Below are 12768 nucleotides of genomic sequence, written 5' to 3'. Positions count from 1 at the left end.
CGACCAAGCGCCCCCCCTGCGGGGAAAGAAAAATAAGAATACGAAGAACAATGAATGGCGTGACATGAATAAAATCCTGACGGTTGATGGCGCTAGGTTAACGACTGCCTTTTCGCCCTGTCAATAAAAAACGCGCCTTTCGGCGCGTTAACCACTTCACGATAGGGAAGAAGGTAATTACTCTTCCGGGGCGGGTTGCGGCGTGATGTCTTTGAGGCAGGTGTCTGCACGGCGCGCTTCGCCTTTATGCTGAACCTTGTTCAACTGCCGTTCGAGCTTGGCGATGAGTTCGTTGACCGCAGCATACATATCTTCGTGTTTTGCGCTTGCGACCAATGGTCCGTTTGGTGTGCCAATGGTGGCGTCAGCCACAAAGCCTTTGGGTTCTTTCGACAGGATAATGTGTGGATTAATTAGGTTAGCTTGCCACTTATCCAGCTTAGTGAGACGGTCTTCGACATGTTTGCGTATTGCCGGGGTGATATCCATTTGCTTGCTGGTAATGTTGATAGCCATAAACGTTTACCTCTCTGCCTTGTCCGTCTTGGATAGTTTCAGCATACCCCGAGATGGTTAAAATGGCAGGGTTTTAAGTCTTTTTTTTGTCATATATCAGAATGCTTGTGTAATTTGTGAGCGGCTTTTGGGATTACGGCGACAAGCCTTGTCAGTGATGGGGAGCTATGCCAGAATTCTCAAGATTTGCTGCTTGAAATTGCGTTGACTAACAGGTGTCGGGCATAAAAAAGGCAGCCTAAGCTGCCGTTGTAAAATCCTTTCTAATGCATTCGATCAGGCTTGATTAGCCGAGAGCAGCTTCGCCACTTTGTCGGCCTCTCCGATCAACTGCATCTGGCGATAAGCATTTTCCATCAGCGGTAGGGCCGTTAGTGTGGCCTGCGTATCCGGGTAGTCTTTCAGCATCTGCTCAACACGATTAACCACCGCGACATACGCGCCGCGTTTCGTGTAGTATTGCGCGACCGAAAGTTCATACTTCGCCAAACGTTCCTTCAGAAACGCCAGACGTTTGCCGGCATCGGTCACATACAGGCTGCGAGGATAGCCCTCCGCCAGTTGGCTAAAAGCTTTGAAGGCGGCGCGGGCATACTGCGGATCGCGGTCTGAGCGATCTACACCGAAGAATCCCTGCAATGCACTGTCATCCAACGCCATGTTGGTTAATCCGCGCATGTACAACACGTAATCCACATTGGGACTCGTGGGGTTCAGACGCAGGAAACGGTCGATAGATGCCTGAGCTAACGGTAACTCGGCGGATTTATAGTAGGCGTAGATCAGGTCAAGCTGAACCTGCTGGGAATAAGGGCCGAATGGATAACGGTTATCCAACGCTTCCAACTGCGTAATGGCTGCCTTAAAGTTGCCCTCCTGCAATTTCTCCTGCGCGGTGGCGTAAAGCTCGGCAGGTGGACGGTCTGGAACCGTATCCTTGGTGCTGGAACAGCCCGCCAGTACCAGGCTCAACGTGGCAGCAGCCACCAGATATTTCATACGCGTCATGACGTTTTGATTATCCTCAGAGTGTTTTTACGGGAAACTGTCCGTTAAGCTCCCGATGAAGACCAGCTACAATGGTACATGATTTTATACGGCACCGCCGTTAAAACCCAACGTAAAAGAAGCGGCATACTATGGCACAACAAGTACAACTCACCGCAACGGTGGCCGAATCGCAACTCGGACAACGTTTAGATCAGGCTTTGGCCGAATTGTTCCCTGATTATTCACGTTCTCGCTTAAAAGAGTGGATTTTGGATCAGCGCGTGCAGGTGAACGGCACCGTGATTGATAAACCTAAAGAGAAGGTGCTGGGGGGCGAAACGATTGCCGTCGACGCGTTGATCGAAGAGGAAGCCCGTTGGGAACCTCAGGCGATCCCGCTGGATATCGTTTATGAAGACCCGGATATTCTAGTCATCAATAAGCCGAGAGGCCTGGTGGTTCATCCCGGCGCAGGCAATCCTGACGGCACCGTGCTGAATGCGCTGCTTCATTATTATGCCGAGATTGTCGATGTGCCGCGTGCCGGCATCGTTCATCGACTAGATAAAGACACGACCGGGCTGATGGTCGTTGCGAAAACCGTACCGGCGCAGACCCGGCTGGTGGAATCGCTACAGGCCCGCGAAATCACGCGTGAATATGAAGCTGTGGCTATCGGAAATATGACGGCGGGCGGTATGGTGGAAGAGCCGATTGCGCGCCATCCCACAAAACGCACGCACATGGCCGTGCACCCGATGGGTAAACCGGCGGTCACGCATTATCGGATTATGGAGCACTTTCGTGCCCACACCCGGTTGAGACTTCGTCTTGAAACGGGAAGAACCCATCAGATTCGCGTTCATATGTCGCATATCGCGCACCCACTGGTCGGCGATCCGCTGTATGGCGGCCGTCCCCGTCCGCCGAAAGGCGCTTCGGACGAATTTATCGGTGTGCTGCGCGGCTTTGACCGTCAGGCGCTGCACGCCACCATGTTGAGACTCTATCATCCCGTCACTGGTATTCAGATGGAATGGCATGCGGCGTTGCCCCAGGACATGGTGGATTTAGTCGCTGCACTTAAGGCGGATACCGAAGAGTTCAAGGAACAACTGGACTGGTGATGACATGCTGATTCAGCCCGACTGGCCCGCGCCGGCGACCATCTGTGCCTGCTCCACAACCCGTCACGGTGGGAGCAGCAGCGAACCCTATGCGTCTCTCAATCTCGGCAACCACGTAGGCGATGACATCGCGTGCGTGGAGGAAAATCGCCGTCGGTTGATGGTAAACGCTGAACTCCCTGCGCAGCCGCATTGGATGCAGCAGGTGCACGGCATTCAGGTTATAAATCTCGACGATGAGTTTCCCGCGACGACGGGGGATGCTGTCTATACTTCTCGCCCAGGCAACGTCTGCGCGGTGATGACGGCCGACTGCCTGCCGGTGCTATTTTGTTCGGTGAAAGGGGATGAGGTTGCGGCGGCGCATGCGGGGTGGCGCGGTTTGCAGACCGGTGTGCTGGAGCAGACGCTGAAGGCTTTCCGGGCGGCGCCGTCGGAAATGATGGCGTGGCTCGGTCCCGCTATCGGGCCGCAGCAGTTTGAAGTCGGTGCTGAAGTGCGGGCGGCGTTTATGGCCACCGATCCCGCTGCAGCACACGCGTTTGTCGCTCGTGGCGATAAGTATCTGGCCGACATCTTTCAGCTAGCCCGACGGCGGCTGAGCACAGCGGGCATCAGCCATATTTACGGCGGAGAATACTGTACGGTAAGCCATCCGCAGCAATTCTTCTCCTACCGCCGCGACGGCGTGACCGGTCGTATGGCAAGTTTAATCTGGCTGATATAACCTTTTGAATTAGGGCGGTCCAGCGCGTAGAACATTATTCCTACTATTATTACTGACAAATCATCTTGAAAATTTGGGGCTCGGCCTCATCTAATCTCCAGTAGCACATTTGATCAGTATAAATCGGAGGAGTTATGCGTCTGGATCGTCTTACTAATAAGTTCCAGCTTGCCCTCGCTGATGCCCAATCTCTCGCTCTTGGTCGAGACAATCAATTTATCGAACCACTGCATTTAATGAGTGCCCTTTTAAATCAGGAAGGAAGCACGGTCAGCCCGCTGTTAGCCGCAGCTGGCGTTAATGTCGCTCGTCTGAAACAAGAGATTGAGCAGGCGTTAAGCCGTCTCCCGCAGGTTGAAGGGACGGGAGGCGATGTACAGCCCTCCAATGAATTGGTACGGACATTAAATCTTTGCGACAAGCTGGCTCAGAAAAGGGGTGACACCTTTATATCGTCGGAACTGTTTGTTCTGGCGGCGTTGGAAGCGCGCAGCACGTTGACGGATCTGCTAAAGAATGCCGGCGCCAACATGGATAGTGTGACTAAAGCGATTGACCAAATCCGTGGAGGAGAAAACGTGAACGAACAAGGGGCTGAAGATCAGCGCCAGGCTTTAAAAAAATTCACGATCGATTTAACCGAACGTGCTGAGCAGGGCAAGTTGGATCCCGTTATTGGCCGTGATGAAGAAATTCGTCGCACCATTCAGGTGCTGCAACGCAGAACCAAAAATAACCCGGTACTCATTGGTGAGCCTGGGGTCGGTAAAACGGCCATCGTCGAAGGGTTGGCGCAGCGCATCGTCAATGGGGAAGTGCCGGAAGGATTGAAGAACAAACGAGTGCTGGCGCTGGATATGGGGTCGCTGGTGGCTGGCGCCAAATTCCGCGGGGAGTTCGAAGAGCGTCTGAAAGGCGTCCTGAACGATCTCTCGAAGCAGGAAGGCAGCGTCATCCTGTTTATTGATGAACTGCATACGATGGTCGGGGCGGGGAAAGCCGATGGCGCTATGGATGCGGGCAATATGCTCAAACCGGCCTTGGCGCGCGGTGAGTTGCACTGCGTCGGGGCGACCACGCTGGACGAATACCGTCAGTACATTGAGAAAGACGCCGCGCTGGAGCGCCGCTTCCAGAAAGTGTTTGTGGCCGAACCGACGGTGGAAGATACGATCGCGATCCTGCGTGGGTTAAAAGAACGTTACGAACTGCATCATCATGTTCAGATCACGGACCCGGCGATTGTGGCTGCGGCGACGTTGTCCCATCGCTATATTGCAGACCGCAAACTCCCTGATAAAGCGATTGACCTGATCGATGAGGCTGCATCCAGCATTCGTATGCAAATCGACTCTAAGCCTGAAGCGCTGGACCGGTTGGACCGTCGAATCATCCAACTGAAGCTCGAACAGCAGGCGCTGAAGAAAGAGCCTGATGACGCCAGCCTGAAACGGCTCGAGCTTTTGAATACCGAGTTGGAAGAGAAAGAGCGGGATTACTCGAAACTGGAAGAGGAGTGGAAGGCCGAGAAAGCCTCCTTGACTGGTACTCAGAATATTAAGGCGGCGCTGGAACAGGCAAAAATTGAACTGGAACAGGCGCGCCGCCAGGGCGACCTGGGCCAAATGTCCGAGTTGCAGTACGGCAAGATTCCTGAGCTGGAAAAACAACTGGCGGCGGCCACGCAGTCGGAAGGCAAAACGATGCGTCTGCTGCGTAATAAGGTAACGGACACTGAAATTGCCGAAGTGCTGGCGCGCGCTACGGGTATTCCTGTGTCGAGAATGCTGGAAGGCGAGCGCGAAAAACTCCTTCGTATGGAAGACGAGTTGCATCGCCGCGTGATCGGGCAGAACGAAGCGGTCGAAGCGGTCGCGAACTCTATCCGCCGTAGCCGCGCCGGGCTGGCCGACCCCAATCGTCCTATCGGCTCATTCCTTTTCCTGGGGCCGACGGGGGTGGGTAAGACCGAACTGTGCAAAACGCTGGCGAAATTCCTCTTCGATAGCGACGATGCGATGGTTCGTATCGATATGTCCGAATTCATGGAAAAGCATTCGGTATCCCGTTTGGTGGGCGCGCCTCCGGGGTATGTCGGTTATGAAGAAGGGGGTTACCTCACGGAAGCAGTAAGGCGTCGTCCTTATTCCGTGATTCTGCTGGATGAAGTGGAGAAGGCGCATCCTGATGTCTTCAACATCCTGCTGCAGGTGCTGGATGATGGTCGCTTGACTGACGGGCAGGGACGCACGGTGGATTTTCGCAACACGGTGGTCATCATGACATCCAACTTGGGGTCGGACCTGATTCAGGAACGATTTGGCGAGATGAGCTATAGCCAGATGCGCGATATGGTCATGAATGTCGTTAACCACCACTTCCGTCCTGAGTTCATCAACCGTATTGATGAAGTCGTGGTCTTCCATCCCTTAGGGCAGGAACACATTATGTCAATTGCCCAGATTCAGTTGCAGCGCTTGTATAAACGACTAGAAGAGCGGGGCTATAGCGTGACGATTTCTGAACCTGCATTGGAGATGCTGGGTAAAATTGGGTTTGACCCGGTGTATGGGGCTCGCCCATTGAAGCGTGCCATACAGCAACTGATTGAAAACCCACTTGCGCAGCAAATATTGTCTGGCAAGCTGCTTCCGGGTAAGCCAATTACCTTGGATCTTGACGGTGAGTCTATCGTCGCGCATCAGTAGCATTAGGTTGATTCATTCAGCGAAAAGCCCGGATTATTTAAATCCGGGTTTTTTGTTGGTTAAATGCGCATTTTGGGTTTTTAAATCGGCTGAAATTGACCTTTTGGTTTAAATATGAGCGGTTGGCCGGTTTTCCGTATTTAACGCTTGTCAGCCCGAAATAACGCCCTATAATGCGCTCCCACTGACACGGCGAAGCGGACAACGCGGCGCGGTGACAGTCGGAGAAAGACGAAGAAAGTCGTTGACTCTGAACGAGGTAAGCGTAATATACGCGGCCTCACGTTAGCCGCTTAGGCGGAAACGAAACGCTCTTTAACAATATAATCAGACAATCTGTGTGGGCACTCACAAGACACTATCGCAAAAGATACGAAAAAGTCTTGAAGAGTGAACAACAGTTAATTCATTACGAATCAACAGTAAAATTCTTTGAGCATCGCTATTAAGTTAGCAAATCAAGCTTTTAATTGAAGAGTTTGATCATGGCTCAGATTGAACGCTGGCGGCAGGCCTAACACATGCAAGTCGAGCGGCAGCGGAAGGGAGCTTGCTCCCTTGCCGGCGAGCGGCGGACGGGTGAGTAATGTCTGGGGATCTGCCCGATGGAGGGGGATAACTACTGGAAACGGTAGCTAATACCGCATAACGTCGCAAGACCAAAGTGGGGGACCTCAGGGCCTCACACCATCGGATGAACCCAGATGGGATTAGCTAGTAGGCGGGGTAAGAGCCCACCTAGGCGACGATCTCTAGCTGGTCTGAGAGGATGACCAGCCACACTGGAACTGAGACACGGTCCAGACTCCTACGGGAGGCAGCAGTGGGGAATATTGCACAATGGGGGAAACCCTGATGCAGCCATGCCGCGTGTATGAAGAAGGCCTTCGGGTTGTAAAGTACTTTCAGCGGGGAGGAAGGCAGTGAACTTAATACGTTCGCTGATTGACGTTACCCGCAGAAGAAGCACCGGCTAACTCCGTGCCAGCAGCCGCGGTAATACGGAGGGTGCAAGCGTTAATCGGAATGACTGGGCGTAAAGCGCACGCAGGCGGTTTGTTAAGTCAGATGTGAAATCCCCGAGCTTAACTTGGGAACTGCATTTGAAACTGGCAGGCTAGAGTCTTGTAGAGGGGGGTAGAATTCCAGGTGTAGCGGTGAAATGCGTAGAGATCTGGAGGAATACCGGTGGCGAAGGCGGCCCCCTGGACAAAGACTGACGCTCAGGTGCGAAAGCGTGGGGAGCAAACAGGATTAGATACCCTGGTAGTCCACGCTGTAAACGATGTCGACTTGGAGGTTGCGGTCTTGAACTGTGGCTTCCGGAGCTAACGCGTTAAGTCGACCGCCTGGGGAGTACGGCCGCAAGGTTAAAACTCAAATGAATTGACGGGGGCCCGCACAAGCGGTGGAGCATGTGGTTTAATTCGATGCAACGCGAAGAACCTTACCTACTCTTGACATCCAGAGAACTTGGCAGAGATGCCTTGGTGCCTTCGGGAGCTCTGAGACAGGTGCTGCATGGCTGTCGTCAGCTCGTGTTGTGAAATGTTGGGTTAAGTCCCGCAACGAGCGCAACCCTTATCCTTTGTTGCCAGCACGTAATGGTGGGAACTCAAAGGAGACTGCCGGTGATAAACCGGAGGAAGGTGGGGATGACGTCAAGTCATCATGGCCCTTACGAGTAGGGCTACACACGTGCTACAATGGCGCATACAAAGAGAAGCGAACTTGCGAGAGTAAGCGGACCTCATAAAGTGCGTCGTAGTCCGGATTGGAGTCTGCAACTCGACTCCATGAAGTCGGAATCGCTAGTAATCGTAGATCAGAATGCTACGGTGAATACGTTCCCGGGCCTTGTACACACCGCCCGTCACACCATGGGAGTGGGTTGCAAAAGAAGTAGGTAGCTTAACCTTCGGGAGGGCGCTTACCACTTTGTGATTCATGACTGGGGTGAAGTCGTAACAAGGTAACCGTAGGGGAACCTGCGGTTGGATCACCTCCTTACCGAAGTGAAGTGCTAGTGAAGTGCTCACACAGATTGTCTGATGAAGAAGAACGAGCAGAAATACCTTTATAGGCTTGTAGCTCAGGTGGTTAGAGCGCACCCCTGATAAGGGTGAGGTCGGTGGTTCAAGTCCACTCAGGCCTACCAAATTTTCTCTTATGCTGCGTTATGCTCAGGCTTGTTTACAAGAGTAAACGCCGCCCTCGCACGCCTTGCCTAAGAAAAAATTAACTCTTCCATGAGTGGTATCTAAAGGTAACTGTAAGTGACGTTTGGGGCTATAGCTCAGCTGGGAGAGCGCCTGCTTTGCACGCAGGAGGTCTGCGGTTCGATCCCGCATAGCTCCACCATACAAAGACTTCAGAGCGTATTGGCGACAGTATGCTGTGAAGTATTTTGCTCTTTAACAATCTGGAACAAGCTGAAATTTGAAACGATGCGGCTGAACATCTCTCTGCGTGCAGTATTGAGCGGTGATTTGGTTGCGTCAGAGTCTCTCAAATAATCGCAGCGTGAAGGGTGTCTTACGAGACACCTTCGGGTTGTGAGGTTAAGTGACTAAGCGTACACGGTGGATGCCTAGGCAGTCAGAGGCGATGAAGGGCGTGCTAATCTGCGAAAAGCGTCGGCAAGGTGATATGAACCGTTATACCCGACGATACCCGAATGGGGAAACCCAGTGCAATCCGTTGCACTATCATGTCATGAATACATAGTGGCATGAGGCGAACCGGGGGAACTGAAACATCTCAGTACCCCGAGGAAAAGAAATCAACCGAGATTCCCCCAGTAGCGGCGAGCGAACGGGGAGGAGCCCAGAACCTGAATCAGTTTGAGTCTTAGTGGAAGCGTCTGGAAAGTCGCACGACAGAGGGTGATAGTCCCGTACACGAAGAGGCATGAGCTGTGAGTTCGACGAGTAGGGCGGGACACGTGTTATCCTGTCTGAATATGGGGGGACCATCCTCCAAGGCTAAATACTCCTGACTGACCGATAGTGAACCAGTACCGTGAGGGAAAGGCGAAAAGAACCCCGGCGAGGGGAGTGAAATAGAACCTGAAACCGTGTACGTACAAGCAGTGGGAGCATCCTTCGGGGTGTGACTGCGTACCTTTTGTATAATGGGTCAGCGACTTATATTCTGTAGCAAGGTTAACCGCATAGGGGAGCCGCAGGGAAACCGAGTCTTAACTGGGCGTTAAGTTGCAGGGTATAGACCCGAAACCCGGTGATCTAGCCATGGGCAGGTTGAAGGTTGGGTAACACTAACTGGAGGACCGAACCGACTAATGTTGAAAAATTAGCGGATGACTTGTGGCTGGGGGTGAAAGGCCAATCAAACCGGGAGATAGCTGGTTCTCCCCGAAAGCTATTTAGGTAGCGCCTCGTGAAGTCATCTTCGGGGGTAGAGCACTGTTTCGACTAGGGGGCCATCCCGGCTTACCAACTCGATGCAAACTGCGAATACCGAAGAATGTTATCACGGGAGACACACGGCGGGTGCTAACGTCCGTCGTGAAGAGGGAAACAACCCAGACCGCCAGCTAAGGTCCCAAAGTCATGGTTAAGTGGGAAACGATGTGGGAAGGCCCAGACAGCCAGGATGTTGGCTTAGAAGCAGCCATCATTTAAAGAAAGCGTAATAGCTCACTGGTCGAGTCGGCCTGCGCGGAAGATGTAACGGGGCTAAACCATGCACCGAAGCTGCGGCAGCGACGCTTAGGCGTTGTTGGGTAGGGGAGCGTTCTGTAAGCCTGCGAAGGTGGCCTGTGAGGGCTGCTGGAGGTATCAGAAGTGCGAATGCTGACATAAGTAACGATAATGCGGGTGAAAAACCCGCACGCCGGAAGACCAAGGGTTCCTGTCCAACGTTAATCGGGGCAGGGTGAGTCGACCCCTAAGGCGAGGCCGAAAGGCGTAGTCGATGGGAAACAGGTTAATATTCCTGTACTTGGTGTTACTGCGAAGGGGGGACGGAGAAGGCTGGGTTATCCGGGCGACGGTTGTCCCGGTTTAAGCGTGTAGGTGGGTGTTTTTGGTAAATCCGGAACACCGTTAACACTGAGGCGTGACGACGAGTCACTACGGTGATGAAGTAACCGATGCCAAGCTTCCAGGAAAAGCCTCTAAGCTCCAGGTAACACGAAATCGTACCCCAAACCGACACAGGTGGTCAGGTAGAGAATACCCAGGCGCTTGAGAGAACTCGGGTGAAGGAACTAGGCAAAATGGTGCCGTAACTTCGGGAGAAGGCACGCTGGCGTTGGTGAAGGGACTGGCTCCCGGAGCTGATACCAGTCGCAGATACCAGCTGGCTGCAACTGTTTAATAAAAACACAGCACTGTGCAAACACGAAAGTGGACGTATACGGTGTGACGCCTGCCCGGTGCCGGAAGGTTAATTGATGGGGTCAGCCGCAAGGCGAAGCTCTTGATCGAAGCCCCGGTAAACGGCGGCCGTAACTATAACGGTCCTAAGGTAGCGAAATTCCTTGTCGGGTAAGTTCCGACCTGCACGAATGGCGTAATGATGGCCAGGCTGTCTCCACCCGAGACTCAGTGAAATTGAACTCGCTGTGAAGATGCAGTGTACCCGCGGCAAGACGGAAAGACCCCGTGAACCTTTACTATAGCTTGACACTGAACCTTGAGCCTTGATGTGTAGGATAGGTGGGAGGCTTTGAAGTGTGGACGCCAGTCTGCATGGAGCCGACCTTGAAATACCACCCTTTAATGTTTGATGTTCTAACGTGGGCCCCTGAACGGGGTTGCGGACAGTGTCTGGTGGGTAGTTTGACTGGGGCGGTCTCCTCCCAAAGAGTAACGGAGGAGCACGAAGGTTAGCTAATCCTGGTCGGACATCAGGAGGTTAGTGCAAAGGCATAAGCTAGCTTGACTGCGAGAGTGACGGCTCGAGCAGGTGCGAAAGCAGGTCTTAGTGATCCGGTGGTTCTGAATGGAAGGGCCATCGCTCAACGGATAAAAGGTACTCCGGGGATAACAGGCTGATACCGCCCAAGAGTTCATATCGACGGCGGTGTTTGGCACCTCGATGTCGGCTCATCACATCCTGGGGCTGAAGTAGGTCCCAAGGGTACGGCTGTTCGCCGTTTAAAGTGGTACGCGAGCTGGGTTTAGAACGTCGTGAGACAGTTCGGTCCCTATCTGCCGTGGGCGTTGGAAGATTGAGGGGGGTTGCTCCTAGTACGAGAGGACCGGAGTGAACGCACCACTGGTGTTCGGGTTGTGATGCCAATTGCATTGCCCGGTAGCTAAGTGCGGAAGAGATAACCGCTGAAAGCATCTAAGCGGGAAACTTGCCCCGAGATGAGTCTTCCCTGGGACTTCGAGTCCCCTGAAGGGCCGTTGAAGACGACGACGTAGATAGGCTGGGTGTGTAAGCGTAGCGATACGTTGAGCTAACCAGTACTAATGACCCGAGAGGCTTAACCTTACAACACCGAAGGTGTTTTAGAGAGACGAGAAGAAGTTCAGCTTGTTTGCAGATTGGTTCTGGTGGTTGCACGGAGAGCGTGTGTAACGATTGGAATGAAACAGAATTTGCCTGGCGGCGATAGCGCGGTGGTCCCACCTGACCCCATGCCGAACTCAGCAGTGAAACGCCGTAGCGCCGATGGTAGTGTGGGGTCTCCCCATGCGAGAGTAGGGAACTGCCAGGCATTAATTTAAGGTGCACAGCACCTGTTACTGGAAGGATTTTTTCCGGTAACGATACAGAATCGGTGGAGCGGTAGTTCAGTTGGTTAGAATACCTGCCTGTCACGCAGGGGGTCGCGGGTTCGAGTCCCGTCCGTTCCGCCAACTCATTGTCTTTGGGGGTTTTATACATCCCTCTGAGTTAAGAAACCGCAAATTCATCAGTGACTTGCGGTTTTTTTTCGTCCCAATGTTTTCACCGGCATGCCGCGGAAGCCAAAGATAATGAGTAGATCGCTCAATGAGGATATTTCGATACACTCATTTTGAATTGTTTATGACGGAAAACTTTTAATTCCAGAGTATTGCACCCATTCAACTTTGTGAAAATGGCCTCCGGGCCCGCATTTATCAAGAAGCAGAAATGTCTATTATCACCCGTCCTCTTTCCTCTTCCGAGGTCAAGAAAGAAAACCCGCCGCGAAGCCCTTTGCCCCTGTTTGACGGACGAGCCTGTGTCCTACAGATTAAACCTGACGGCAACAACTACTGGCGGTGTCATTACTAAACCAGCGCCGGCGACACATCTGCGCCATACAGCTCTTTAAAGACACCGGCAATCTCACAAGTGGTCATGCGTTTGCCGTGTAGCGGCAAGATTTGGTTACCCATCCCGGTAATACAGAGCTGGTTTTTGTTCACCATTTGCGGTTCAAAAGTCGCCTCGCGATCGCGTGGAGTGACCTTTGAACCGCAAATGGTGAAGAAGACAACTATCAGATCTTAGCAATTAAAGCATCCTGGCTTTAACAGCAAACATGAGTGAGTTTTTATATTCTATTTAATTAATCAGTTATAAATTTTTCGTGCATTTTCGTTCTGTTGCCTTCGAACCCGACAAGAACAAGGTCATGCTACACGCCGACATTAAATCAATTCCTTGATAATAAATAATATACTTCTTATTTTGTCGCTTTTGATGAGTCATTGTTGCAATTCATTCTTAATTGCATAATATGAGTAAACAAATG

Annotated in this window: 5 protein-coding genes, 3 tRNA genes, 3 rRNA genes, 1 pseudogene and 1 other annotated feature (1 of these 13 cut by a window edge); of the genes and pseudogenes, 9 read left to right on the top strand and 3 right to left on the bottom strand. The window is 52.5% G+C overall.

The genetic code is table 11. The annotated features are described in order from the left end of the window. Positions 1-67, bottom strand: a sequence feature (Phe leader region); it reaches 59 nt to the left of the window's first position. Between the two features lie 110 nt (positions 68-177). Together raiA and bamD are read right to left on the bottom strand one after the other, a co-directional pair. After that, positions 178-516, bottom strand: a complete 339-nt coding sequence (raiA, locus tag I6N93_RS13185) for a ribosome-associated translation inhibitor RaiA (RefSeq protein ID WP_085689448.1) — start codon at positions 514-516, stop codon at positions 178-180. Between the two features lie 276 nt (positions 517-792). Further along, positions 793-1524: an outer membrane protein assembly factor BamD gene (bamD, locus tag I6N93_RS13180; protein WP_085689451.1), complete on the bottom strand. Its 732-nt coding sequence runs from the start codon at positions 1522-1524 to the stop codon at positions 793-795. 131 nt (positions 1525-1655) lie between these two features. Between bamD and rluD the strand changes: the two genes are divergently transcribed. From rluD to I6N93_RS13135, 9 genes are all read left to right on the top strand, one after another. Continuing rightward, positions 1656-2633 (top strand): 23S rRNA pseudouridine(1911/1915/1917) synthase RluD, encoded by a 978-nt coding sequence (gene rluD / locus I6N93_RS13175; RefSeq protein ID WP_085689454.1) that lies wholly within the window; start codon positions 1656-1658, stop codon positions 2631-2633. Between the two features lie 4 nt (positions 2634-2637). Next, the gene (gene yfiH, locus I6N93_RS13170; protein WP_085689456.1) at positions 2638-3360 is read left to right on the top strand and encodes a purine nucleoside phosphorylase YfiH; all 723 of its coding nucleotides are present in this window, start codon (positions 2638-2640) and stop codon (positions 3358-3360) included. A gap of 134 nt (positions 3361-3494) precedes the next feature. Continuing rightward, on the top strand, positions 3495-6068 hold the full coding sequence (gene clpB / locus I6N93_RS13165; protein WP_085689459.1) for an ATP-dependent chaperone ClpB: 2574 nt from the start codon (positions 3495-3497) through the stop codon (positions 6066-6068). Between the two features lie 467 nt (positions 6069-6535). Continuing rightward, positions 6536-8078, top strand: a 16S ribosomal RNA gene (locus I6N93_RS13160). 71 nt (positions 8079-8149) lie between these two features. After that, positions 8150-8226, top strand: a tRNA-Ile gene (locus I6N93_RS13155). A gap of 127 nt (positions 8227-8353) precedes the next feature. Next, a tRNA-Ala gene (locus I6N93_RS13150) sits at positions 8354-8429 on the top strand. 198 nt (positions 8430-8627) lie between these two features. Beyond that, positions 8628-11534 (top strand): 23S ribosomal RNA (locus I6N93_RS13145). 110 nt (positions 11535-11644) lie between these two features. Then, positions 11645-11760: ribosomal RNA gene (rrf, locus tag I6N93_RS13140) — 5S ribosomal RNA — on the top strand. The 16S, 23S and 5S rRNA genes sit together here with 3 tRNA genes alongside, the layout of an rRNA operon. A gap of 65 nt (positions 11761-11825) precedes the next feature. Then, positions 11826-11902, top strand: a tRNA-Asp gene (locus I6N93_RS13135). Positions 11903-12304: 402 nt separating this feature from the next. Here I6N93_RS13135 and I6N93_RS13130 read toward each other — a convergent pair. Beyond that, a pseudogene (locus I6N93_RS13130) lies at positions 12305-12478 on the bottom strand (transposase); the annotation flags it as partial. Between the last annotated feature and the right edge of the window lie 290 nt (positions 12479-12768).

Source organism: Lonsdalea populi (genome assembly GCF_015999465.1).
Lineage (GTDB): Bacteria > Pseudomonadota > Gammaproteobacteria > Enterobacterales > Enterobacteriaceae > Lonsdalea > Lonsdalea populi.
This window is presented reverse-complemented; position numbering and strand designations above follow the sequence as displayed.